Annotated in this window: 21 protein-coding genes and 4 pseudogenes; 17 read left to right on the plus strand and 8 right to left on the minus strand. The window is 66.4% G+C overall.

The window, feature by feature from the left end; genetic code table 11:
* Positions 1-14 precede the first annotated feature (14 nt).
* Positions 15-578 (plus strand): helix-turn-helix transcriptional regulator, encoded by a 564-nt coding sequence (locus tag P0Y64_05200; protein WEK44214.1) that lies wholly within the window; start codon positions 15-17, stop codon positions 576-578.
* Between the two features lie 7 nt (positions 579-585).
* Here the strand turns inward: P0Y64_05200 and P0Y64_05205 are convergent, their stop codons facing one another.
* Together P0Y64_05205 and P0Y64_05210 are read right to left on the minus strand one after the other, a co-directional pair.
* A complete protein-coding gene (locus P0Y64_05205) occupies positions 586-1,287 on the minus strand; it encodes a GntR family transcriptional regulator (protein ID WEK44215.1) in 702 nt (233 codons plus the stop codon).
* Positions 1,284-2,633: a formimidoylglutamate deiminase gene (locus P0Y64_05210; protein WEK44216.1), complete on the minus strand. Its 1,350-nt coding sequence runs from the start codon at positions 2,631-2,633 to the stop codon at positions 1,284-1,286. Before P0Y64_05210 ends, P0Y64_05205 begins: the two co-directional genes overlap by 4 nt.
* Positions 2,634-2,699: 66 nt before the next feature.
* Between P0Y64_05210 and hutI the strand changes: the two genes are divergently transcribed.
* From hutI to P0Y64_05240, 6 genes and pseudogenes are all read left to right on the plus strand, one after another.
* The gene (hutI, locus tag P0Y64_05215; protein ID WEK44217.1) at positions 2,700-3,890 is read left to right on the plus strand and encodes an imidazolonepropionase; all 1,191 of its coding nucleotides are present in this window, start codon (positions 2,700-2,702) and stop codon (positions 3,888-3,890) included.
* Positions 3,794-5,414 (plus strand): annotated as a pseudogene (hutH, locus tag P0Y64_05220) (histidine ammonia-lyase). The gene hutI and the pseudogene hutH overlap by 97 nt, the downstream one beginning before the upstream one ends.
* Complete coding sequence (gene hutG, locus P0Y64_05225) at positions 5,411-6,205, plus strand: N-formylglutamate deformylase (GenBank protein ID WEK44218.1); 795 nt, start codon at positions 5,411-5,413, stop codon at positions 6,203-6,205. Before hutH ends, hutG begins: the two are co-directional and overlap by 4 nt.
* A pseudogene (locus tag P0Y64_05230) lies at positions 6,202-7,863 on the plus strand (urocanate hydratase). The gene hutG and the pseudogene P0Y64_05230 overlap by 4 nt, the downstream one beginning before the upstream one ends.
* Before the next feature lie 418 nt (positions 7,864-8,281).
* Positions 8,282-8,782 carry a MucR family transcriptional regulator gene (locus tag P0Y64_05235; protein ID WEK44219.1) on the plus strand — a complete coding sequence of 167 codons (501 nt, stop codon included), beginning with the start codon at positions 8,282-8,284 and terminating at the stop codon, positions 8,780-8,782.
* A gap of 520 nt (positions 8,783-9,302) precedes the next feature.
* A pseudogene (locus P0Y64_05240) lies at positions 9,303-9,958 on the plus strand (IS481 family transposase).
* A 156-nt stretch (positions 9,959-10,114) separates the two neighbouring features.
* On the opposite strand, the gene P0Y64_05245 reads toward P0Y64_05240, so the two are convergent.
* The 3 genes from P0Y64_05245 to coxB all read right to left on the minus strand — a co-directional run bounded on the left by P0Y64_05245 (position 10,115) and on the right by coxB (position 14,002).
* Positions 10,115-11,077 carry an alpha/beta hydrolase gene (locus P0Y64_05245; GenBank protein ID WEK44220.1) on the minus strand — a complete coding sequence of 321 codons (963 nt, stop codon included), beginning with the start codon at positions 11,075-11,077 and terminating at the stop codon, positions 10,115-10,117.
* 136 nt (positions 11,078-11,213) lie between these two features.
* Positions 11,214-12,893, minus strand: a complete 1,680-nt coding sequence (gene ctaD, locus P0Y64_05250; GenBank protein WEK44221.1) for a cytochrome c oxidase subunit I — start codon at positions 12,891-12,893, stop codon at positions 11,214-11,216.
* A 2-nt stretch (positions 12,894-12,895) separates the two neighbouring features.
* Positions 12,896-14,002 (minus strand): cytochrome c oxidase subunit II, encoded by a 1,107-nt coding sequence (gene coxB / locus P0Y64_05255; protein WEK44222.1) that lies wholly within the window; start codon positions 14,000-14,002, stop codon positions 12,896-12,898.
* A 186-nt stretch (positions 14,003-14,188) separates the two neighbouring features.
* On the opposite strand from coxB, the gene pyrE reads away from it, so the two are divergent.
* The 7 genes from pyrE to maiA are packed head-to-tail and all read left to right on the plus strand — an operon-like array spanning position 14,189 to position 18,837.
* Positions 14,189-14,773, plus strand: a complete 585-nt coding sequence (gene pyrE, locus P0Y64_05260; protein ID WEK44223.1) for an orotate phosphoribosyltransferase — start codon at positions 14,189-14,191, stop codon at positions 14,771-14,773.
* The gene (locus tag P0Y64_05265; GenBank protein WEK44224.1) at positions 14,770-15,522 is read left to right on the plus strand and encodes a pyridoxine 5'-phosphate synthase; all 753 of its coding nucleotides are present in this window, start codon (positions 14,770-14,772) and stop codon (positions 15,520-15,522) included. Before pyrE ends, P0Y64_05265 begins: the two co-directional genes overlap by 4 nt.
* Positions 15,519-15,773 carry a hypothetical protein gene (locus tag P0Y64_05270; GenBank protein WEK44225.1) on the plus strand — a complete coding sequence of 85 codons (255 nt, stop codon included), beginning with the start codon at positions 15,519-15,521 and terminating at the stop codon, positions 15,771-15,773. Before P0Y64_05265 ends, P0Y64_05270 begins: the two co-directional genes overlap by 4 nt.
* On the plus strand, positions 15,770-16,174 hold the full coding sequence (acpS, locus tag P0Y64_05275) for a holo-ACP synthase (GenBank protein WEK44226.1): 405 nt from the start codon (positions 15,770-15,772) through the stop codon (positions 16,172-16,174). Before P0Y64_05270 ends, acpS begins: the two co-directional genes overlap by 4 nt.
* 4 nt (positions 16,175-16,178) lie before the next feature.
* Complete coding sequence (lepB, locus tag P0Y64_05280; protein ID WEK44227.1) at positions 16,179-17,138, plus strand: signal peptidase I; 960 nt, start codon at positions 16,179-16,181, stop codon at positions 17,136-17,138.
* A complete protein-coding gene (locus tag P0Y64_05285) occupies positions 17,135-18,211 on the plus strand; it encodes an AI-2E family transporter (protein WEK44228.1) in 1,077 nt (358 codons plus the stop codon). Before lepB ends, P0Y64_05285 begins: the two co-directional genes overlap by 4 nt.
* Positions 18,208-18,837 carry a maleylacetoacetate isomerase gene (gene maiA / locus P0Y64_05290; GenBank protein WEK44229.1) on the plus strand — a complete coding sequence of 210 codons (630 nt, stop codon included), beginning with the start codon at positions 18,208-18,210 and terminating at the stop codon, positions 18,835-18,837. Before P0Y64_05285 ends, maiA begins: the two co-directional genes overlap by 4 nt.
* Here the strand turns inward: maiA and P0Y64_05295 are convergent.
* Positions 18,731-19,897: a glycosyltransferase gene (locus tag P0Y64_05295; GenBank protein ID WEK44230.1), complete on the minus strand. Its 1,167-nt coding sequence runs from the start codon at positions 19,895-19,897 to the stop codon at positions 18,731-18,733. The two genes, maiA and P0Y64_05295, sit on opposite strands and share 107 nt — an antisense overlap.
* 111 nt (positions 19,898-20,008) lie before the next feature.
* Between P0Y64_05295 and P0Y64_05300 the strand changes: the two genes are divergently transcribed.
* The 3 genes from P0Y64_05300 to P0Y64_05310 are packed head-to-tail and all read left to right on the plus strand — an operon-like array spanning position 20,009 to position 22,648.
* Entirely contained in the window at positions 20,009-20,947 is a 939-nt protein-coding gene (locus P0Y64_05300; protein WEK44231.1) for a hypothetical protein, read from the plus strand.
* Positions 20,929-21,456 (plus strand): DUF2141 domain-containing protein, encoded by a 528-nt coding sequence (locus P0Y64_05305; protein WEK44232.1) that lies wholly within the window; start codon positions 20,929-20,931, stop codon positions 21,454-21,456. Before P0Y64_05300 ends, P0Y64_05305 begins: the two co-directional genes overlap by 19 nt.
* Position 21,457: 1 nt before the next feature.
* Entirely contained in the window at positions 21,458-22,648 is a 1,191-nt protein-coding gene (locus P0Y64_05310; GenBank protein ID WEK44233.1) for a glycosyltransferase, read from the plus strand.
* Here P0Y64_05310 and P0Y64_05315 read toward each other — a convergent pair.
* Both P0Y64_05315 and P0Y64_05320 read right to left on the minus strand, forming a co-directional pair.
* Positions 22,627-23,362: pseudogene (locus P0Y64_05315) on the minus strand (polysaccharide deacetylase family protein). The gene P0Y64_05310 and the pseudogene P0Y64_05315 sit on opposite strands and share 22 nt — an antisense overlap.
* Positions 23,359-24,822 (minus strand): hypothetical protein, encoded by a 1,464-nt coding sequence (locus P0Y64_05320; protein WEK44234.1) that lies wholly within the window; start codon positions 24,820-24,822, stop codon positions 23,359-23,361. Before P0Y64_05320 ends, P0Y64_05315 begins: the two are co-directional and overlap by 4 nt.
* Between the last annotated feature and the right edge of the window lie 25 nt (positions 24,823-24,847).

Here is a 24,847-nt window from a genome sequence, read left to right on the forward strand (position 1 = left end):
GTTAGGAAAGCGATATGATCACCGCCATTCGCGAAGTGCGCCGCGCCAAGGGGCTGACGCTGGAGGAGGTCGGTCGCCGTTGCTTCCCGCCAACCACCGCGCAGACGATCGGGCGGCTCGAAATGGGCACGCGCACCGTATCGGTCGCGTGGCTCAATCGCATCGCCGCCGCGCTGGAGGTGGATGCAAGCGATCTGGTCTCGCTGCCCGAGCGGGGCGACCTCGCGGTCGCGGCGACGCTGGGGCCGGATGGCGCCCATGCGCCGCGCCGGTCAGCGCGGATCGTGTCGCCACAGCCATCGCCCGGTGCCGTCGCCGTCACGGTCGCCGCCGGGACGGGCGATTATCGCGCGGGCGACGAAATATGGTGCGACATGCTCGCGCCCGATGCCTTTGCCGGCGCGCTCAACCGTGACGTATTGGCGCCGCTCCCCGCCGGCCGGTTCGTGTTCGGGCGATTGATCGCGGCGGGGGCGAAAGAGATCACCATCCTGCCGCTCTCCGCGGGGGCGAAATCGCAAACCATCGCCGATGCCGCATGGATCGCCTGCGCCGCGCGGCTGGTGCGCGCGCTTTGACAGGCGCTCAGCGCGCGCCCGGCCCGAACCGGGCGATCAGATCATAATGCGCGCCCAGGAAATGCTGCCGGACGAAGGTGATGCCCGCCTCGCCGCGCCAGGTCGAACGCTCGATAACCAGACAGGGCGCACCGGTTCCCACGCCGAGCCGCTCCGCGATGACGCCCTGCGCGCCATCGGCGGCGATCCGTGTTTCCGCCTCCGTCCACGGCACATGATTGAGCAGCCAGGTGCCGGGAGAAATGGCGTCGAACGGCTCGTCCGCCGCCGTCGGCACGCTGGCGAGGCTAACCAGCCGTTGCTCCGCCGCCAGCGGCAGCCCATCGGCAAGATGCACGCCATCTAGCTGGAGCAATTGCCCCTTTCCCGCCAGCGCGCGTTCGGCGGCTGTGCGCGGCGCACGCACCTGCCGCTCGGCAAGGTGATAGACATAGCTTTGCCCGCGCGCCGCCACCTGCTGCGCCAGATCGGGAATATCGAGCACCACCGAATGGACGCGCGGGCGGCTGACGAAGGTGCCGGCGCGTTTGCGCCGATCGATCAGCCCGCGCCGCGAAAGCTCGCCCAGCGCCTTGCTCACCGTCATCCGCGAACAGCCATAGCGCTGCATCAATTCCTGCTCGACCGGCAGCCGCGCGCCCGCCGCCAACGTGCCGGACAGGATATCCGCCGCGATCTCGCCCACGATCCGCGCGTGAAGCGAACTCATGCGAGCAGCGCACGCACGGTATTGGCGTAGCGCCGCGCGATCGCCGCGCGCGCGCTATGCCGTCCGCCCGCCACCCGCTTCACGCCGCGCCGCCAGACGCAGTCGATCGCCCCGCGTGCGCTCGCGAAAACAAGCGCATCGGTCAGCGCCGCGCCACCGCGCGCGACCAGCGCGGGATGATCGGACGCGAGCGAGACGATATCCGCCGCATTGCCCGCCGCGATCCCGCTCGCCGCGCCCAGCGCCTGTGCGCCGCCGTCCACCGCCGCGCGCCACAGGGCATCGCCGGTCGATCCGCCGCCGCCGAGCAGATTACGCGCGCGCCGCTCAAGCCTCTGGCCATATTCGAGTAGCCGCAATTCCTCCGCCGCATCGATCAGCACGTTCGAATCCGATCCCACGCCAAAGCGGCCACCGGCGGCGCGGAAATCCACCGCCGGGAAGATCCCGTCGCCCAGATTGGCCTCGGTGATCGGGCACAGCCCCGCGATCGCCCCCGATCGCGCCAGCCGCGTGGTTTCCTCCCCCGTCATGTGCGTCGCATGGACGAGGCACCAGCGCGCGTCCACCGCCGCATGATCGAGCAACCATTCGATCGGCCGCGCGCCGCTCCACGCGATGCAATCCTCCACCTCGCGTAGTTGCTCCGCGATATGGATATGGATCGGCGCATCGGGCGCCATCGCCTCCAGCGCGGCCAGTTCGTCGGGCGTCACCGCGCGCAGCGAATGCGGCGCGACCCCCACCACCGCATCGGGCAGCGCGCGGCACGCCGTGCGCGCGCCTTCCAGCAGCGCGGCAAAGCCATCGAGATCATGTGCGAACCGCGCCTGCCGTTCGCCCAGCGCCGCGCCGCCGAACCCGCCGTGCGCGTAGAATACCGGCAGGTGGGTGAGTGCGATCCCGGTCTCCACCGCAGCCGCCGCTACGCCCTCGCTCATCGCCGCGCGGTTCGCATAAGGCGCGCCATCGGGGGCGTGGTGGAGGTAGTGGAATTCGCCGACGCGGGTGAATCCCGCCTCCAGCATTTCGACATAGGCCATCGCCGCGATCGCCAGCAGGTCATCGGGCGAAACGCGCGTGGCGAAGCGATACATCACCTCGCGCCACGTCCAGAAACTGTCGTCACCCGGCCCCGCGACTTCCGCCAGCCCGGCCATCCCGCGCTGGAACGCGTGGCTGTGCAGGTTCGGCATTCCCGGCAGTGCGGCCGCGTGGCGCTCGTCGCCCGGTTGCGCCGCGACGTCGCATTGAACCGAGGCGATCACGCCGTGCGCGATCGTCACGCGCACGTCTCGCGCCCAGCCATCGGGCAGCATCGCTTCGGCAAAGTGCAGCGTCGTCACGACGGTCTCCTGATCGCGTCGCAATAATGTCTATACATTATGGCCGCGCACTGCAATGATGCGCCGATGGCTGACCGTCTGTGGACCAACGCCCGACTCGCGACGATGACCGGCCCCGGCCTTGGCATCGTGGAGGATGGCGCAATCGCCTGCGCCAGGGGCGCGATCATCTATGCCGGCCCCGCCGCCGATGCGCCGCCCGCGCGCGAGACGATCGATTGCGCCGGGCGCTGGATCACGCCGGGGCTGATCGATTGCCACACGCATCTCGTCCACGCCGGGGATCGCGCGCATGAGTTCGAGCTGCGGCTGGCGGGCGCATCCTATGAGGAGATCGCGCGCGCCGGCGGCGGGATCGTCTCGACGATGCGCGCCACCCGCGCTGCGAGCGAGGATGCGCTGGTCGCCGCCGCGCTCCCCCGGCTCGACGCACTGATTGCGGAAGGCGTGACGACGATCGAGATCAAATCGGGTTACGGCCTCGAACTCGATAGCGAAGCGCGGATGCTGCGCGCCGCGCGCCGGCTGGGCGCGGAACGCGATGTCGCCGTCGCCACCACCTTCCTCGGCGCGCACGCGCTGCCGCCGGAATATGCCGGCGATGCGGACGGCTATATCACGCAGGTCTGCGACGTGATGCTCCCCGCGATCGCGCGCGAAGGGCTGGCCGATGCGGTCGACGCCTTTTGCGAGGGGATCGGCTTCACCCCCGCACAGACCGAGCGCGTATTCACCGCCGCCGCGCGCTTCGCGCTGCCGGTGAAGCTCCACGCCGAGCAGCTCTCCAATCTCCACGGCGCGGCGCTCGCCGCGCGCCATGGCGCGCTGTCCGCCGATCACCTTGAACATCTCGATCAAGCCGGCGTCGCGGCGATGGCCGCCGCCGGCACAGTCGCCACCCTGCTCCCCGGCGCTTACTATTTCACCCGCGAGAGCAAATTGCCCCCCATCGCCGCGTTGCGCGCCGCCGCCGTGCCGATCGCGATCGCCACCGATTGCAACCCCGGCACCTCGCCACTCACCTCGCTGCTGCTCGCGCTCAACATGGCGGCGACCTGCTTCCGCCTGACGGTGGACGAGGCGCTGCGCGGCGTCACCGTCAACGCCGCCCGCGCATTGGGCCGCGACGACACGATCGGCACGCTCGAACCCGGCAAGCAATGCGACCTCGCGATCTGGGACATCCAGCGCCCGGCCGAGCTTGTCTATCGCATCGGTTTCAACCCGCTTCACACCCGCATTCGGAGAGGCAAGTGATCGTTCTTCTACCCGGCCATGTCCCGCTGGCCGACTGGCGCAATATCTATCGCGGCGCGCCCGCCAAGCTCCACCACAGCGCCGCCCCGCGCATCGCCGAAAGCGCCGCCGCGGTCGCGCGGATCATCGCGCGGCATCAGCCGGTCTATGGCATCAACACCGGCTTCGGAAAGCTCGCCAGCGTCAAGATCGGCGATGACGATCTCGCGACGCTCCAGCGCAATATCGTGCTGAGCCACGCGGCCGGCGTCGGCACGCCATCTCCGGCGGGCGTGGTGCGGCTAATGCTCGCGCTCAAGCTCGCCAGCCTCGGCGTGGGCGCGTCCGGCGTGCGGCCGGAGACGATCGCGCTGCTGGAGGCGATGCTGGCGCAAGACCTGTTGCCGGTGATCCCGTGCCAGGGCTCGGTCGGCGCGTCGGGCGATCTCGCCCCGCTTGCGCACATGGCCGCGACGATGATCGGCGAAGGCGAGATCGTCGCACACGGCGAAACCCTCCCCGCCGCCGAAGCGCTCGCCCGCGCCGGCCTGGCCCCGCTGGAGCTTGGCCCGAAAGAGGGGCTGGCGCTGCTCAACGGCACGCAATTCTCCACCGCGAACGCGCTCGCCGGATTGTTCGAGACGGAGCGTGTTTTTCAGGCCGCGCTCATCACCGGCGCGCTTTCGACCGAGGCCGCCAAAGGCTCCGATGCGCCGTTCGATCCGCGCATCCACAGCTTGCGCGGCCACGCCGGGCAGATCGCGGTCGGCGATGCGTTGCGCGGGCTGATGGCCGGCAGCGCGATCCGCGCCAGCCACCGCGAGAACGATCCGCGCGTGCAGGATCCCTATTGCCTGCGCTGCCAGCCGCAGGTGATGGGCGCCGCGCTGGACATATTGCGTCAGGCCGCCACGACGCTCACCACCGAAGCGAACGGGGTGAGCGACAATCCGCTGATCTTCCCCGAAACCGACGAGGCGTTGTCGGGCGGCAATTTCCATGCCGAGCCCGTCGCCTTCGCCGCCGACATGATCGCGCTCGCCATCTGCGAGATCGGCTCGCATTTCGGAGCGCCGCGTCGCGATGCTGGTCGATCCGGCCTTGTCGGGCCTGCCGGCATTCCTCACGCCCCGGCCCGGCCTCAATTCCGGCTTCATGATCCCGCAGGTGACGGCGGCGGCGCTGGTCAGCGAGAACAAGCAGCGCGCCTATCCCGCCTCGGTCGATTCGATCCCCACCTCGGCCAATCAGGAGGATCATGTCTCGATGGCGGCGCACGGGAGCCGCCGATTGCTGGCGATGGCCGCCAATGCCGCCAATGTGATCGGGATCGAGGCATTGGCCGCCGCGCAGGGCTGCGACTTCCACGCCCCGCTCGCATCCTCGGCCACGCTGGAGGCAGCGCGCGCCGCGATCCGCGCCCAGGTGCCGACGCTCGACAATGATCGTCACTTCTCACCGGATATGCTGAAGGCGACCGAATTGGTGACATCGGGCGCACTGGCCGCCGCCAGCGGCTTCGCATTGCCGGGCGTCGTGACGTGAGCGACTTCCTTCACGTCCATCGCGGTGCGGCGCCGCTGATCGTCGCCATGCCGCACACCGGCACCGATCTCGCCGGGCTGGACGCGCACTTCGCTTCGCCATGGCTCGCGCGGCGTGACGCGGATTGGCACATCGACAAGCTCTACGCCTTCGCCATCGACCGTGGCGCGACGATCGTCCGCACTGGCATCTCGCGCAGCGTGATCGACGTGAATCGCGATCCCTCGGGCGCATCGCTCTATCCGGGGCAGGCGACGACCGAGCTTTGCCCGACCACCACCTTCGACGGCGAGCCGCTCTATATCGGCGCGGGCCCCGACGAGGGCGAGATCGCGCGCCGCCGTGCCGCATTCTTCGATCCCTACCACACCGCGCTCGCGGCCGAGATCGCGCGACTGCGCGCGGCGCGCCCGCGCGTCGTGCTCTACGACGCGCATTCGATCCGCAGCCGCATTCCGCGCCTGTTCGACGGCGAACTGCCGCAGTTCAACATCGGCACCAATAATGACGCGACCTGCGATCCCGCGCTGACCGCCGCCGTCTCCGCCGCCTGCTCCCGCGACCGGATCGTCAACGGCCGCTTCAAGGGCGGCTGGACGACGCGCCATTACGGCCAGCCGTCGCAGGGCGTCCACGCGATCCAGATGGAACTCGCCATCCGCGGCTACGCGCCCGAGCCGGATGCGCCGGACGAGGCCAACTGGCCCCCCGCCTTCGATCCCGCCTACGCCGCGCCGCTGACCGAAACGCTGCGCAACGTCCTCAACGCCTGTCTGGATTTCGCGCAATGACCCGTCTCGATCCCACCCGCGTCATCAAAGCCCGCCACCGGCACCACGCTTTCCGCCAAAAGCTGGCTGACCGAAGCGCCGCTTGCGGATGCTGATGAACAACCTTCACCCCGACGTGGCCGAACGGCCCGAGGAACTCGTCGTCTATGGCGGGATCGGCCGCGCGGCGCGCGATTGGGAAAGCTACGACAAGATCGTCGAGACCCTGCGCCGGCTGGAGGATGATCAGACGCTGCTGATCCAGTCCGGCAAGCCGGTCGGCGTGTTCCGCACCCATAAGCGATGCGCCGCGCGTGCTGCTCGCCAACAGCAACCTCGTGCCGAAATGGGCGAATTGGGAGCATTTCGACGAATTGGATCGCAAGGGTCTGGCGATGTACGGCCAGATGACCGCCGGTTCGTGGATCTATATCGGCACGCAGGGCATCGTGCAGGGCACCTATGAGACGTTCGTCGAAATGGGCCGCCAGCACTATAACGGCGATCTCTCGGGCAAATGGCTGCTCACCGCCGGGCTTGGCGGGATGGGCGGCGCGCAGCCGCTCGCGGCGGTGATGGCGGGCGCCTCGTGTCTTGCGATCGAATGCCAGCAGAGCCGGATCGAGATGCGGCTGCGCACCGGCTATCTCGATCGCGCCACGACCAGCCTCGATGAGGCGCTGGAGATCATCGCCACTGCCACGGCGCCGGTTTCGGTCGGCCTGCTCGGCAATGCGGCGGAATTGCTGCCGGAGATGTACGCGCGCGGCGTCCGCCCCGATCTGCTGACCGATCAGACGAGCGCGCACGATCCGGTCAACGGCTATCTCCCCGCCGGCTGGACGGTCGAGCGCTGGATCGCCACGCGTGAGCAGGATCCGGCAACCGTCGCCGCCGCCGCCAAGACGTCAATGGCGCGGCATGTGCAGGCGATGCTGGCGTTTCAGGCCGCCGGCGTGCCGACGGTCGATTATGGCAACAACATCCGCCAGGTCGCGTTCGACGCGGGGGTGAAGGACGCCTTCGCCTTCCCCGGCTTCGTGCCCGCCTATATCCGTCCGCTGTTCTGTCGCGGCATCGGTCCGTTCCGCTGGGTCGCGCTGTCGGGCGATCCCGAGGATATCTATCGCACCGACGCCAAGGTGAAGGAGCTGCTGCCCGACAACAAACACCTCCACCGCTGGCTCGATATGGCCCGCGATCGGATACACTTCCAAGGCCTCCCCGCCCGCATCTGCTGGGTCGGGTTGGGCGACCGGCAACGGCTCGGTCTCGCCTTCAACGCGATGGTGGCGCGAGGCGAGTTGAAGGCGCCCGTGGTGATCGGCCGCGATCATCTCGATTCCGGCTCGGTCGCCTCCCCCAATCGTGAAACGGAGGCGATGCGAGACGGATCGGATGCTGTGTCCGATTGGCCGTTGCTCAACGCGCTGCTCAATACCGCCTCCGGCGCGACATGGGTTTCGCTGCACCACGGCGGCGGCGTGGGCATGGGTTACTCGCAACATTCAGGGATGGTGATCGTCGCGGACGGCACACCGGAAGCGGCGCGACGACTGGAGCGCGTGTTGTGGAACGATCCCGCGAGCGGCGTGATGCGTCACGCCGACGCCGGTTATGATATCGCGCTGGGTTGCGCACGAGATAAACAACTGGATCTTCCGGCAATTCTAGCCTGATCTCACTTTATCGACTGCATCTTTCGTCGCCGCGCTCAATCGCGGCGGCTTTTTTTGCAGTTGGGCAAAGCCGACTGGATCGGCGATACCGGCCGCTTTGAAATATTTCAGCGCTGCAACATTTGCTTAAAATATATTCTTCGAACTGCGCGCCGCGATGAGCCGCTATGCAGCAAACCTGTCAACGATGACAGATTTCTCTCCGATAATGCGCATTGTTAACGTGATAGGGAAATCGTCGAGCTCTTCACTCGTCACAATAGAGATTCGCCCGACGTGATTTCAGCTCCTGGAATATCTGTATGAAGAGAATTGTTCTTGATTTTGGACAATAGTGCTTACCGCTTTGCTCTGGCGAGATATTGACGAATGAACGCTCGCTGCTATTGACACGTCCACAAATTCGCAGGAGCGCCATATGTCAGAAGAAACCGTCGACACGAACACGGTCGAGCTCGCCACCGAGTTGACCATCGCTTGGTTGTCCAACCCGAATACCCGCGCATCGGGCGAAGATGTGCCGGCGTTCCTCAAGAAGATGCATGAAGCGGTTGCCGGCCTCTCCACGGAAACCGAGTCGACCAGCCCGCCGGAAGTAACGGCGGAATATGTCCCGGCGGTGTCGGTACGTAAATCGCTTGCTTCCAAGGACTTCATCATCTCGATGATAGATGGCAAGCAGTATAAGACGCTCCGCCGCCATCTCGCCGGTCAGGGCCTTACTCCGGCGGAATATCGCCAGCGTTATGGGCTTAAGCCGGATTACCCGATGGTTGCCGAAAGCTATTCGGAAGCGCGCCGCGCGATGGCTAAAAAGATTGGCCTTGGCCGCAAACCGGGCATGAAGCGCAAGGCCGAAACCGAAAGCGCCCCATCCGGTCGCGGCCGTCGTAAAAACACGCCGCAGGCCGACGGCTGACGATTGCGCCCGCATCCCTGGCTCCGGTCGGGGAGGCGGGCGACATCGCAATTTTGTGAGCGTGAGACACGCGTTGGCAGGCGCTCGGTCGCGCAGCCACGATGCCTCCACCTGCCGCGCGCGACAGCCATGCGCCTCCATCCTCGAGTGCGTAGCACTCCACTCGCTTGAGATAGGCGATCGGCCTGCCATCCTGATCCATTAATGCGCGTTAGCCCACGCGATCAGCGACGTCTGCGAAATCGTAATCCGCGCGCGCGATGGCATGGCGTATGGCTATGATCTATCGCGCGATGCGATATCCCCACCCTTCCATTAGCCCGCCAATCCGCTCGCGGGTGCGAGCGCGGTCCCGACCAGCAACGAGGCCCGCGACAGCGCAAACAAACGTAAATGACGCGACAGACGCCTCACCCGCAATTGACGCATATCGCGCGCCTCGTTGTGAAGTTGCGCTGCCCAGGTGTTTGATCCCGCGGGTTGATGGTGTGATCCTTTCGTTGGAATGGAAGGAGGCGCTATAGGACAGGTTCGTCGCGGGAGCGCCACGATCACGCACGCTGTCCGAGCAGCATGCAGCGATCGCGCACTTCGCTCGCGACGTTGAGCGGAGAGCTGGGGATCAATCTCAAGACGGTAGCCCAATGGCGCGAGCGGACGACGGTCAAGGATTTGAAGACCCGGCCGAAAGCCCCTCGATCGACGACACTGACCGAAGCCGAGGAGGCAATGATGGTCGCGTTCCGGCACCACACGCTGCTGCCGCTGGACGATCGCCTCTATGCGATGCAGCCGTCGATCCGCACCTTCGCCGGTCGGCGGCGCACCGCCGCCTCCAGCCGCACGGCATCTCCCGGCTACCGGATGTCGAAGGCAACAAGCCCAAGCGACAACACCTCAAGCGTTATCCCATCGACTTCTTCCACATAGATATCCCCGAGGTGCAGACCGCCGACGGCAAGCTGTAACCGGTTGTGGGTATCGACCCCACCGGCAAGGACGCGACTTGATAGCCATGAACAGCCGCGAACACATCGCGCCGACTTCATGGCTGCGTGTAAAGTCGCACTCCGGCTCAAGACGTTCAGCGGACTCACACCCTACGAGTACATCTGCAAAATCTGGACACCGGATCCAGATCGATTCATTGCCAATCCGGTCCACCAGATGCCGGGACTAAACGACTGGCCGAATATCACGACCGATCGACACCAAGCGCGGGCCGAAATTAGCGATTTCGGCGCGTTTGCCGCGCGACATCATTCGGAGGCGGAAGCGCCCAAGCTGTATGAAACCGCCCCGCGAGCAAACTGCCGCGACCGTCGAGTTGCGTTAGAGGCGGTGGAGCCAGTGGAAGAGTAACCGATTAACTTCCTCCGGCCGCTCCTGTTGCGTCCAGTGGCCGCATCCGTCGAGCACATGCCCTTCGACGCGCGGCACCAGCGGCTGCATCAGCGCGACCGGATCGGCCACCGCGCCAAACAAGGTCGTGGCGGGATCTTTGCCGCCGCCGATGAACAACGCCGGCTGTTCGATACGCCGCTCCCGATAGGGCTGAAGCCAGGCGAAATCGCGCTCGTGATTGCGATAGCGGTTGATCGGCCCCCGAAACCCCGATGCCTCGAACGCCGCGACATAATAATCCAGATCGGCCGGCGAGAGCCATGCCGGGAAGGGGGCCGGGTCGACCATTCCTTCCAGCAACGTCGCGCCCGCCGCCTTGTCCGGCCAGGTGCCGGGCGGGGCATCGCCGGATATGGCGTAATAGAATTTGCGCAGGAAATCGCGCACGTCGCGCTCTGCCTCGGCCTCCGCCGGCCCCTCAGCCTGAAACCATTCCTGATAGAAGAAACGCCCCCTGGCGGTGAAGGCGGAGCGGAACACATCGGTGAACGGCCGCGTCGGCACGCCGGCATAAGGCACAGACAGCGCCGCGACCGCGCGGAAGCGATCCGGATGGACCAGCGCGCTGTTCCACACCATCGGCGCACCCCAATCATGCCCAACAAGGATCGCCGGCTCCGCCAGTTGCAGCGCGCGCGCCACCGCGACGATATCCGCCACCATATGCTCCATCGCATAGGCCTCGACCGCATCCGGCTTGTCCGAGCCACCATAGCCGCGCACGTCGATCGCCGCCGCGGTGAAGCCGGCGCGGGCCACCGGCCCGATCTGGTGCCGCCATGAATACCAGCTTTCCGGGAAGCCATGGACCATCAGCACCAACGGCCCCTGCCCCTCCACGGCGACTCGCAGGCGAAGCTCGCCCGTGTCGATCATGCGGAAATCGGTCATCGCGCACTCCCTCCGGCCGGCAATATGCCGATCATGTCACACTGGCGCCTGCTGCCAAAACCCGCGCCACGGCCCCAAAAGCAAAACGCCCCGCGGTTTCCCGCGAGGCGCTTCGTTTTGCCGATCGAGCAAGCGATCAATGATGCTGATCGTCGTCGATGATCGGCAGCGTTTCGAACTGGTGATACGGCGGCGGGGAGGACAGCGTCCACTCCAGCGTCGTCGCGCCTTCGCCCCACGGATTGTCGCCCGCCTTCTTGCCCGCGATCAGCGAGATGATCACGTTGACGAAGAAGATCACCATGCCGGCGGCCATGATCATGTAACCGACCGTGGCGATCGTGTTCCAGTGCGCGAAGCCATCCGGATAATCCGGGTAACGGCGCGGCATGCCCTGCAGGCCCAGGAAGTGCATCGGGAAGAACATGATGTTCACGCCGGCAAAGAACACCCAGAAGTGCAGATGGCCGAGGAACTCGTTGAGCATCTTCCCCGACATCTTCGGGAACCAGTAGTAGAAGCCCGCGAACAGCGAGAACACCGCGCCGAGGCTCAGCACGTAGTGGAAATGCGCCACCACGTAATAGGTGTCCTGCATGTAATCGTCGACGCCGCCGTTGGCGAGCACCACGCCCGTCACGCCGCCCACGGTGAACATGAAGATGAAGCCGATCGCCCACACCATCGGGGTGCGGAACGTGAGGCTGCCGCCCCACATCGTGGCGATCCACGAGAAGATCTTGATGCCGGTCGGCACCGCGATCACCATCGTGGCGGCGGTGAAATACATCTTGGTGTTCACGGAGAGGCCGGTCGTGAACATGTGGTGCGCCCACACGACGAACCCGACCACGCCGATCGCGACCATGGCATAGGCCATGCCGAGATAGCCGAACACGGGCTTGCGGCTGAAAGTGGAGATGATCTGGCTGACGATGCCGAAGCCCGGCAGGATCATGATGTACACTTCGGGGTGGCCGAAGAACCAGAACAGATGCTGGTACAGGATCGGATCGCCGCCACCGGCCGGATCGAAGAAGGTGGTGCCGAAGTTACGATCGGTCAGCAGCATCGTGATCGCCGCCGCGAGCACCGGCAGCGCGAGCAGCAGCAGGAACGCGGTGACCAGCACCGACCATACGAACAGCGGCATCTTGTGCAGGGTCATGCCCGGCGCGCGCATGTTGAAGATGGTGGTGATGAAGTTGATCGCACCGAGGATCGACGATGCGCCCGCAAGGTGGAGCGAAAGGATCGCCATGTCGGTCGACGGCCCCGGCTCACCATAAGTGGAGAGCGGCGCATAGAGCGTCCAGCCATTGCCGGCGCCACCGAAGAACGGCGAGGCGAGCAGCAGCGAGAACGCCGGGATCAACAGCCAGAACGAGATGTTGTTCATGCGCGGGAACGCCATGTCCGGCGCGCCGATCATCAGCGGGACGAACCAGTTGCCGAACGCGCCGATCATCGCGGGCATGACCATGAAGAACACCATGATCAGGCCGTGCGCCGTCACCATCACGTTCCACAGGTGGAGCGATTCGTCGAGGCTCGCCTCGCCGCCGTGCAACATGCCGGCCCAGCCCTGAAGGTACTGGATGCCCGGATGCATCAGCTCCGCGCGCATCAGGCCCGAAATCGCGCCGCCGATGATGCCGGCGCAGATCGCGAAGATCAGATAAAGGGTGCCGATGTCCTTGTGGTTCGTCGACATGAACCAGCGGGCGAAAAAGCCCGGCTTGTGATCGGCATCATGATGGTGATCGTGCGCGTGATGCGCCTCGAACGCCGAAGGTTGGATCGCGGTATCGGTCATAATCAGCGTCCCGTCGCGCCGGCGGCAGCCGCATTCGCGGTCGCCGCCTCGGCGGTGTTGGTGGGGGCGGCGGCGTTCGCGGCCGGCGCGGAGGCGTTCGCGGCGGCATCGGCCGGTGCGGCGGCGGGAGCCGCTGCCTCGGCCGGCTTCGCGGCGCCCGGCATCGTGCCGCCCTTTGCCTTCACCCATGCGGCGAATTCGGCCGGCGAAACCGCCTCGACCGCGATCGGCATGAACGCGTGGCGCGCGCCACACAGTTCCGAACACTGCCCGAAATAGAGGCCCGGCTTGTCGATCGTGAAGCTCGTCTCGTTGAGACGGCCCGGCACCGCATCGAGCTTGATCCAGAACGCGGGCACCGCCCAGCTGTGGATCACGTCGTTCGCGGTGGTGATCAGGCGGATCGGCACGCCGACCGGCAGCACGATGCGATTATCGGTGGCGAGCAGGCGCGGGCCATCCGCGTCGGTGCGATAACGCTCGCCCGCGCCGACCTGATCCTTTTCCTTCAGCATGTTGGCGGTGATCTCAAACCCGCCATTATCTGGATATTGGTAGGTCCAATACCATTGGTTGCCGATCGCCTTCAGCGTGATCGCATTGGCCGGCGCCGGCTTGTACTGAGCGGAAAGCAGCCCGATCGACGGCACGGCGACCGCGACCAGGATCAGCACCGGCAGCAACGTCCAGACGATTTCGATCGCGGTGTTGTGGCTGGTCTTCGACGGCACCGGGTTCGCGGCGCGGCGATAGCGGATGCCGACCCAGATCAGCAGCGCGAGCACCAGCACGCAGATCGCGGTGATCAGCGGCAGCAGGATGTAATTGTGGAAATCATGCGCGCGCTGGCCGATCTTGGTCACCTGCGGCTGAAGGTGCATCAGGCCGTCGGTCGGCTGGCCGATCAACGGCTTGGCCGTCATCGCCGGCGCGCCGTCCATCGCCAGTTCCGGCGACGCCGGTGTCGTTGCGGCCGGTGTTGCGGCGGCTGGCGCTGCCGCGGTGGCGGCTGGCGCCTCAGTTTTCGCGGGTGCCTGCGCGGCAACGGGCGCGAGCCCGGCCAACGCGAGGCCGGCCGCGAGAGCCAATCCTTTGAACGCGATTCTCATCGTCTTGTTGTCACCCCTGCCTGTCCCGGCCCCCGCCTGCGCGGCGCAGATTCCGTCCATTCGGCCTGCGCTATACGCAGCCCGCCCCCCCGCCTCAAGCGCCTAAGGGCATTTTTGGGCATCGGCGTTGCGCGCGCCTCCGCTCGACCGTATCTGCACGAAGGAGCGAAACGCGAAAGGATATCCATGAACGACGACGAGGTGCTGGCCGAGTTTCGCGCGGCGGACGCGCTGCTCGAAGGGCATTTCATCCTTTCATCGGGGCTGCGCAGCTCGCGCTATCTGCAATGCGCGCGCGTATTGATGGATCCGCGACGCGGCGCGCGGCTGGCCGAGGCGCTCGTCGCGCGCATCCCGGCGGCGCTGCGCGCGCGGATCAGCGCGGTCGTCTCGCCGGCGATGGGCGGCGTGATCGCGGGGCATGAGATGGCGCGCGCGCTCGGCGTCGAGGCGATGTTCGTCGAGCGGCCCGACGGCACGTTCGCGCTGCGCCGCGGCTTCCGCCTCGCACCGGGGCAGGAAGTGCTGATGATGGAGGATGTCGTCACCACCGGGCTTTCCAGCCGCGAGGCGATCAAGGCCATCGAAGCGGCAGGCGGCAGGGTGATCGCGGGCGCAGCGCTGGTCGATCGCTCGAACGGCGCGGTCGATCTGGGCGTGCCGTTCTTCCCGCTGATCCGGCTCGAGGTACCGACCTATGCGGCCGACGCGCTGCCGCCCGAGCTCGCCGCGATCCCCGCGATCAAGCCGGGCAGCAGGGCCGCCGCGTGAGCCACGCGCCGCGCCGCGCTGACGATCACTGGCTTCGGCTGGGGGTCAACATCGATCACGTCGCGACCGTGCGCAACGCGCGCGGCGGCGCGACACCCGATCCGGTGCGCGCGGCGCTGATGGCGGCGGAAGCGGGGGCGGACGGCATCACCGCGCATCTGCGCGAGGATCGCCGCCACATCACCGACACGGATATCGCGCGGCTCTCCGCGGAACTGTCGATCCCGCTCAACCTCGAAATGGCTGCGACCGAGGAGATGCTGGCGATCGCGCTGCGCCATCGCCCGCACGCGACCTGCATCGTTCCCGAAAAGCGCGAGGAGCGGACGACCGAGGGCGGGCTCGACGCGGCGGGGCAACACAATCACCTCGCCCCGATGGTCAGCGCGCTGGGCGCCGCGAACATCCGCGTCTCGCTGTTCATCGAGCCGGACCCACGCCAGATCGAGGCCGCGCTGCGGCTCGGCGCGCCGGTGGTGGAGCTGCACACCGGCCGCTATGCCGAACTTTCGGGCGAGGCGCGCGCGACCGAATTGCGCCGGCTGACCGACGCGGCGGCGCTGGCGGCGAAGAACGGCATCGAGGTCCACGCCGGCCACGGCCTCACTTATGACAATGTCGCACCCGTCGCCGCGATCCCGCAGGTCCGCGAACTCAACATCGGCCATTTCCTGATCGGCGAGGCGATCTTCGTCGGCCTCGCGGATAGCGTCCAGCGGATGCGCGAATTGATGGACGCCGCGCGGTGAGCCAGCAGCTGCGCTTCATCGACACGCAATGGCGATGGATGCGTCGTTTTTTTATCGTTTGGCCATTTTGGTGCGCACTCATAATCGGCATAAATATCTGGAGTGATGCCCAGGCAGGGCGCCCTTTCGATTGGGGCAATCTTTTGTTTGGGTCGGGGATCGCGCTGTTTGGAGGCGTAGTCTTCTTCTTTTCGCGAGCGATCTTCAAATTCGTTCGCGGGTTCGTTTCAAACCGTGAAGACATGCGATGATCATCGGCCTCGGCTCCGATCTGTGCAATATCGAGCGCATTCAGGCATCGCTCGATCGCTTCGGCGAGCGGTTCGAGAACCGCGTGTTCACCGAGATCGAACGCGCCAAGGCGGCCAAACGCCCGTTCACCCGCGCCGGCACCTATGCCAAGCGTTTCGCCGCAAAGGAGGCTTTCTCCAAGGCGGTCGGAACCGGATTCAAGCGCGGCGTGTTCATGCGGGACATCGGGGTCGTCAATGCGCCGTCCGGCGCCCCTACACTCGCGTTGACCGGGGGGGCGAAGGCAAGGCTTGACGCAATGATTCCCGAAGGCCACGGCGCGCGCATCCATCTGACCCTTACCGACGATCACCCCTGGGCACAGGCGTTCGTGATCATCGAAGCGGTCGTGCAAGAGTAAATATATGGCCGAGGAGCTGGCATTGACGAGCGAACCGCCGGCCGCGCAGGAAACCACCCCACGTCGCGGCGTCGACTGGCGAGGCGAGTTGCGCGGCATGTTCTGGCTGATTCTCGCGGTGTTGGGGTTTCACAGCTTCATCGCCAAGCCATTCTATATCCCCAGCGAATCGATGCTGCCGGGGCTGGAAGTGGGCGACCGGCTGGTCGTATCCAAATATGCCTATGGCTGGTCGTTCGTATCCCCGACGATCCCCAATCCGGTCGCGATCTTCGAAAGCGTGGTGCTGCGCAAGCCGGAGGATAGCTGGTCGGTCCAGCTTCCCTTCATCAAGGGCCGGCTGTGGGGCAAGATGCCGGAACGCGGCGACGTGGTGATCGTCACCCCGCCCGGCCAGACGAGCGACTATATCAAGCGCGTGATCGGGCTGCCCGGCGATACGCTGGAAGTGCGCGGCGGCGTGGTGATCCTGAACGGCAAGCCGGTCGCGCGCGGCCCGATGCATTATCGCGATCTGCCGGTGGACGCCAATGCCACCTGCGACCCCGTGCAATATCCCGGCGCGCGCGTGACGCTGCCGAGCGGCGCTACGGTCTGCCGGCTGCCGATCGTGACCGAAACGCTGCCCAACGGCCGCCGCTACGACACGGTCGATCTGGTGCCGGACAGCCCCGGCGATTTCTATCGCGTGGGCGATCCGATCACGATTCCGGCCGGCCATATCTTCCTGATGGGCGATAATCGCGATCGTTCCGCCGACAGCCGCTTCGCGCTGGGCGGGCTCGATCGCGGGCTCGGCGGGCCGGTGCCGTGGGAGAATCTGGGCGGCCGTGCGGAGTTCATCACCTTCTCGGTCGATGGCAATGCGACGCTCAATCCGCTGAGCTGGTGGAGCTCGCTGCGCGCGGGCCGCGCCGGCACCTCGCTCCATCCAGCTCGGGTTGCGCCGGAGCAGGGGCGTTGAGCGCCGAGCGGGTGGAGGTCGTCGCCGGCGCCAGCCCGCATGAGGTTCGCAATCCCGAAACGCGCCGCGAGATTCGCCGAGCCGCTGTATGGTTCGGCATGGCATCGGCGATCGCGATGGTCGTGCTGCTGATCCAGCCGCTGCTGATCATCTTCGCCGGGCTGGTCTTCGCTGCCCTGCTTGACGGCGGCGTGCGGCTGCTCGGGCGCGTGCTGCCGATCGGGCGCGGCTGGCGGCTGCTGATCGTCTGCCTGCTGACGGTCGCGTTCCTCGCGGGCACCTTCTATATCGCCGGCGTCCAGATCACCGATCAGGTGAACCAGCTCCGTTCGACGGTGGAGGTTCAGGGGACACGGATCGCGAACTGGCTTGCCCAGCAAGGGCTGATCCCCGGCGCGAAAGACATCACCAGCATCGCGCGCGAGGCGCTGTCGTCGGTCGGCCGGCTCACCTCATGGGTCGGCACGGCATTCGGCGCGCTGACCACGATGTTCATGATCATGGTGATCGGCCTGTTCGTGGCGATGGACCCGACCGTCTATGATCGCGGCCTGCAATGGATGGTGCCGGAGGATAATCGCCGCGAATTCGCGCTCACCATCCGCGCGATGGGCAAGACGCTGCGGCGGCTGCTCGCCGGGCGGCTGGTCGGCATGGCGGCGGAGGGGGTGCTGGTCGGCGTCGCGCTGGCGATCGCCGGCGTGCCGATGGCGCTGATCCTTGGCATCCTCACCGGGCTGCTCGCCTTCATCCCCAATATCGGGGCGTTCATTTCCGGCGCGCTGACCGTCGCGGTGGGCTTTTCCGCCGGGGTCCATACCGGTTTCGCGGCGATCGGCATCTATGTCGCGGTGCAATTGTTCGACGGCTATGTGGTGATCCCGATGGTCGCCAAGCGCGCGGTGGATCTGCCGCCCGCGCTCACGCTGGGCACGCAGATCCTCGCCAGCGCCTTGTTCGGCATTCTCGGGCTGGCGCTGGCCGATCCGATGACCGCCCTGATCAAGACCGCGATGGAGCGCCGTTCCGAACAGGTCGACGATGAGGACGCCGCGGCGGCAGGTGCAGCATGAAGATCACATTATACGATTATTGGCGGTCGTCGGCCGCCTATCGCGTGCGTATCGCGCTCAATCTGAAGGGCATTGAATACGAAACCGTGCCGGTGAACCTGCTGGAGGGCGCGCAAGCCTCGGCGGAGAATCGCGCGATCAACCCACAGGGGCTCGTGCCGACATTGGTGGTCGACGGGCACCCGATCACGCAGAGCCTCGCCATCATCGACTGGCTCGATACGCAATTCCCCGATCCGGCGCTGGTGTCGCGCGATCCGCTCACCCGCGCGGCGCAGCTCGCCCGCGCGCTGGCGATCGTCGCGGACATTCACCCGATCGACAATCTACGCGTGCTGAAACGGCTCGAATCGCAATTCGGCGCGGATCAGGCGGCGCGCGATGCCTGGTATGTGCATTGGATCGTCGAGGGGCTGAATGCGCTGGAGCTGATGGCCGGAGAAGGGCCATTTCTCGGCGGCGAGGCGCCGGACGTTTCCGATGTCTGCCTCGTGCCGCAACTTGCCAATGCGCGGCGTTTCAAGGTGCCGCTGGACCCGTGGCCGCGGCTTCTGGCTGCGGAAGCGGCTTGCCAGGCGCTCCCAGCATTCCAGGCAGCGACGCCGGAACGGGTGCGCCCGACATGAGCGCATCGAACAGCTCCAGATAGCGCAGCGCGGAATCCGCCCCCGGCGGCGCGACGGGCGCGGGGCGTTGCGCGCTGGCCATCACCCATTGATCGAGCGCCCGGACCAGCCCGTCGGTATCTTGCGTCGACACGATCGTGCCCAATTCGGGCGACGTAACGATCTCCGCCACCGCCGGCGACGAATCGGTGGTGACGACCGGCGTGCCGACCGACAGCGCCTCGCGCAGCACGCCGGGCACGCCCTCATAGTCGGAAGTCAGCGCCAGCACCTTGGCGGAGCGCATCGCCAGCAGCGGATCGGGGGCATGGCCGAGCAGCCGCAGGTCGACGCCGAGCGCCCGCGCGCGCGCCTCGATCGCGGCGCGTTCCTCACCTTCGCCAAGAATGACCAGCGGCAACTTTTCGGCGAGCCGGGGCATCGCATCCAGCAGCCGATCCCATCTTTTTTGTCGGACGAGCCGCCCTACTCCCAGGATGTACCGAGGCGGCAAACCCGCGATTGTCGAGCCCGGCAGCGGCAAAGCGGGCGGATTCGCGATTATCGCGACCCGCGACGCATCGATTCGCGTCGTTTTCAATACCTCCCCGACGCTCGCGTCGGTCATCGCCACGATGCGATCGAGGAACCACGGATGGGTGCGAAGCCATACCGAATGGCCGGCCGCGATCAGCGGCGGATGATCGTCGCGCCGCATCGCATTCGATACCTTGCTGACGATCGGCGGGCACGAACCGGCGAGCCTCAATCGTGTCCAAAGCGCGATGCTGGTGTAGTAAGAACCAGGGCAGAATATGATATCTGGCTTTGTTTTCCGCACGATACCAGGAACCGCAAATAGCGAGCGATATGTCGGGCCGCCCAGTCGAATCACCTCCAGGCCCGGTGGTATCTCTGCGGCGAGCGGCCCTTCCGGGCAGCCGATCGCGAGCGTCACGCGGCGCCCGGCCTCGATCCAGCCCCGCGCCAGCCGGAGCTGCGCCCGTTCCACCCCGCCGCCTTCCAGCGACTCGGCATAAGTGAAGATGTGTTTCGCGCGATCCATCTTGAACACTGCCATGCAACAGCCCAGATTCGCCCACAAGAATCCACAATTAGCCGCGAATGGGCTAATGGCCCGTAACCGGGCGACCTGAGAAAGATCGTTTTGCCCGCCGGAGCCCCACCTGACATGCCCGTCACCACCCTTGCGCCCGACCCGGTCGTCGAGCTTGCCGGCCTTGAGCCGGTAGAGACGATCAAGCGTCGCTGGCCGATGATTCTCGGCGGGCTGGTGACCGTCGCGATGATCGTCGGGCTCGGCCATGAGCTGCTCGGCGCCGGGCTGGCCGGGCTGCACCGCACCGTGCCGTCCAACCCGTTATTCTACGTCTGCTTCGCGCTGCTCTATATCACCTATCCGATCGGCGACCTGCTGATCTTCCGCTATTTGTGGCGAATTCCGTGGCTCGGCGGGTTCGTGGCGCTCAACAAGAAGCGAATCGCGAACGACGTGGTGCTCGGCTATTCGGGCGAGGCCTATTTCTACGCCTGGGCGCGCGCGCGATCGCATATGGTCGCCGCTCCGTTCGGCGCGGTAAAGGATGTCAGCATCCTCTCCGGCATCGCCGGCAATGGCGCGACGATCCTGCTGTGCCTGATCGCGCTGCCGCTGGGTTATCAGCTCATCCCGCCGCACATTTTGAAAACGGTGATCTGGTCGGCCGCGCTCACCCTGCTCATTTCGGGCGGGATCATGGCGTTTTCGAAACGCGTCTTTTCGCTGCCGCGCCGGCAATTGTGGGTGATCTTCGACATCCATGTCGCGCGGATCGCGCTGACATCCGTGCTGCTCGCGTTGTGCTGGCATTTCGCGATGCCGGGCGTTTCTGTCGGCATGTGGCTGTTTCTTTCCGCCGGGCGGCTGCTCGTCTCGCGGCTGCCCTTTCTGCCCAACAAAGATCTGCTGTTCGCGAATTTCGCGATCCTGATCGTCGGGCAGGATCGTGCGCTTTCCGAGATGATCGCGTTCACCGCCGCCCTCACCCTTCTCGTCCATGTCGCACTCATCGCTGTCATCAGCGCCGGGAGCGCCATTGCAAAGGCCCGCGAATGGCAAGCCGCCGCCTGATTTCTTTCGCCGCATTGGCGACCCTCGCTTCCGCCCTCACGCCGCTTGCCGCAACCGCCCAGCCGGTCGGCGAGACGGAAGCCTGCGTCAACGGCCCCGGCATCCGCGCCGAGATCGTCGGTATGAAGGATCGTCAGGGCTCGCTGAAGCTGGAACTGTATCCCGCCACGCAGCAGGACTTCCTGCGCGACGACCGCGATCTGATCGCGGAGGGCAAGGTGTTCCACCGCGTCTGGGTGCCCACGCCGCAAAACGGCCCGGTGGTGATCTGCATGCGCGTGCCGCGTCCGGGCACTTACGCGATCCTGTTCACGCATGATCGCGACGGGAAGAACAAGTTCAACTTCTGGACCGACGGCGCAGGCGTGCCGAGCAACCAGAAGCTCGGCCGGTCGCAGCCGAAACTGGCCAATGCGTTGATCTCGGTCGGCAATGGCGTCGCCAACGTCGAGATTCGGGCGCAATATCTTCACGGCTTCCCGCCCGCGTTCGGCCCGGTGGGGCACTGAGATGCGCATCGTCGACGTCAACGAAATCTATTCGCCCACCGGCGGCGGGGTCCGCACCTATATCGATCGCAAGATCGGCATCATGGCCGATCTGGGGCACGAGCTGATCGTGCTGGCGTGCGGCAAGGAGGAACGGATCGAGGATCGGCCGGGCGGCGGGCGAGTCCATTATGTGAAATCGCCGGGCCTGCCGTTCGACAAGAATTATGGGCTGTTCTGGGATCGTGACGCGATCACCCGGCTGCTCGATTATTACGATCCGGACGTGGTAGAAAATTGCAGCCCGTGGAAGCCGGCGTGGTTCGTCGGCGATTGGCATGGCCGTGCGCTCAAGTCGTATTTCATGCACAATGACAATATGGCCGCTTATGCCCAGCGCTGGTTCGAGGGCGTGGCGAGCGCGGAGCGGGTGGAGCGCGCCTTCGCCTGGTACACGCGCTATATGGCGCGCTTCCTCGAAAAATATGATTGCGTCGTCACCAATGGGCCGGCGCTGCAAAAGCGACTGACCGCGCGCGGCCTGCGGATCGACGCCGCCTTCCCGCTTGGTATCGAGCGCCAGCATTTCTCGCCGAGCTTCCGGGACGAGAAACTGCGGCGCGCCTTGCTCGCGCAATGCGAGCTGCCGGAGGATGGCCTGCTGCTGTTCGGCATCGGGCGCCATCATCGTGAAAAGCGCTGGGACATGATCATCGACGCGGTGGAGCGCGCCGGCGCGCATCTCCCCGTCGGGCTGATCCTGATCGGCCATGGCAACCAGACCCCGGCGCTGGAGCGTCGCGCCGCGGGCAGCCCGCATATCCGCTTGTTCAAGCCGGTTTATGATCGCGAGCGGCTCGCCAGCATCATGGCCAGCGCCGATGCGTGCATCCACGGCTGCGAGATCGAGACGTTCGGGCTGGTCGTGTCGGAGGCGCTCGCCTCAGGCGCGCCGCTGATCGTGCCGAACGAAGGCGGCGCGGCAGAGGTCGCCCGGCCGGAGTTCGCCGAGACCTATGCCGCCGGCGATGCGAAGGCCTGTGCCGCGGCGATCCGGCGCCTCGCCGCCCGCGATCGACGGCTGCTGCGCCGCGCCGCCAACGTTGCCGCCGGCCAGGTGGTCGATGATCGCCAGCATGCGCAGGCGCTGGTCGATTATTATGCGGAGCAGATCGAACGCCGCGACGGCGTTCAGCGCGCGATATCCGCGTAACGTGAAGGCGTGCGCCCCGCGCGTGAAGGCGCGGAACGTGCGATCGATACTGTCGAGCAGGCGCGGCACATGCGCGTCACCCGGATGCACCGCGACACGCACCACCCGCGCCGGCTGAAGCAGATGGCGCAACACGGCCGACGCCGCGAGCGAGCTTAGCTGGCGCCCATTCGTCCGGCTCGCCCAGGTGATGACCGGGCCGCGCGTCAGCACCCTGTCGTCCGCGTTCGGCGCCCACACCCGGCCATGGTTCTCGGCCAGCGCGAAACCCGCCTCGCCCAGCGCGCGCATCGCGCCGTCGGAATAAAGCCACGCCGGCGCGACGAAGCCCGCCGCCGGGCGCCCGATGATGCCCTCCACCAGCGCCTTGCCGCGCGTCATGCGATCGAGCGCCGTGGCATGATCGAGCCCGAGGAACTCGCCCTCGCTCGCGGTCATGTGTTTCGCCTTCAGGGCGGCGATCCCCTGATGCTCGGTGGTATCGCGATGGAACCAGCCATGGACGAACATCTCGACGCCCGCATCCGCCCAGCCGCGCAGCCGCGTGGCGAACGGCGTGCCGGGGGTGAGCGGCGCCTCGCCCCAATGATCGGGCACAACCAGCATCGCGAGGCGCGGGCCGCCGAGATGGCCCGAGAGCCGTTCGAGCAGCATATCCACCTCGCGCTCGAAACGCGGGCCGACATCATGGATCGAGGCAAGAAGTCGCTTCATCGCCGCAACTCATAGACCGAAATCGTTTCGTCGCCCATCGGCAGCGCGTGCGTAAGCCGATAGTCGCGCGCCATCACGGCGGAGACGAATGCGCGAATTTCGGGCCGCTCTCCGCCGAACGGCGGCCGCATGACGACCACCGCCGGGCGCGCCGCCATGATACGGCGCACCTCGCTCGCCTGATCCGCGCCAGTCGCACCATTTTCCCGCGCGCGATTGAGATGCGCCGGCACGACATAGCGTGACAGCCGGCAACGCGCCGTCTCGGCGTAAAGCATCGTCGTCCCGGAATAGACATAAAGGCATCCCGGCCCATGCCCCACCGCCTGCGCCAGCGCGGCGAATTCCGCCGCATTGCCGCGGGTGCTCCGGTTCACCAGCACGGTGATCAGGCCGCCAAGCGCGACGATCGCCAGGATCGCCGGCGCCGCGCGCGCGCGAAACCGTGGCGCGCCGAAGAAGCCCGCCGCGCAGGCACAGCCGGGAACGAGCGCCGGCAAGCCATAATGATCGAACCAGGTGCCGAACACCGCGAGCCCCGCCAGCGCGACGCCGAACCAGGCGAACAGAAACCGCCGGGTCACGGCATCGCCGTCCACCGCTTGCCCGCGCGCGCCGAACGCCATCGCCACCAGTGGGGAGAGGATCAGCACGAGTGTCCCGATATTCCCCAGCATCTCGGGCAATGGATTGTCGTTGCGGTGCTGGATCGACAGGAAATTGGCGAACAGGAACGCATCCGACTGGCCGATCGCGGCATAATAGCCCCATGCAAGCGCGGTCGGGGCAAGCGCGATCGCCACCAACGCCGCGCCATAGAGCAATGTACCGAAAACCGCGCGGCGGCGTTGCCACTCGCTCCACATCAGCCACAGGCCGAAGAACACGCCTTCGAACACCGCCGAATATTTGATTTGCAGCGCGATCCCCACCAGCGCCATCGCCGCGCACCCCAATGCGCGCGGAGAACGCCGGCCCCCTCCCGCAACGATCAGCGCACCCGCCACCGCCATCGGCAGATTGTAGAAAATCGGCGACTGTCCGCCCACGCCATTGAGCAGATCCGGCCACCACACATAAGCGAGCGCGGCAAACAGCGCCCCCGCGCCCCACCCCACGCGTCGCGCCAGACCGGCGACGACCAGCGCGGTGAGGATCAGCGAAACGGTCGCCAGCGCCTGATAGACCAGAATCCCCCATGGCAACGGCAGCCATGCGGCGGGAAGATAGAGCAGGAACAGCCCGATCGGCTTCCTGTCCCAGATATCGACGAAGGGCAGCGCACCGCGCCACATCTCATGCGCGGTGACGTAATAGAATTCCTCGTCGACGTGCACCACCGGGTCGCCGAACACCGCGACGCGAGCGAGGATCGCGGCGATCGCGACAATCACCCAACCGGGCAGCGCCGCTATCCGGGAATAGCATGACGGACGCGAAGCGCGGGGGGAGGAAGCCATTCTGTCCGCTTTATCTCCGGCGATC

Source organism: Candidatus Sphingomonas colombiensis, from assembly GCA_029202845.1.
Taxonomy (GTDB): domain Bacteria; phylum Pseudomonadota; class Alphaproteobacteria; order Sphingomonadales; family Sphingomonadaceae; genus Sphingomonas; species Sphingomonas colombiensis.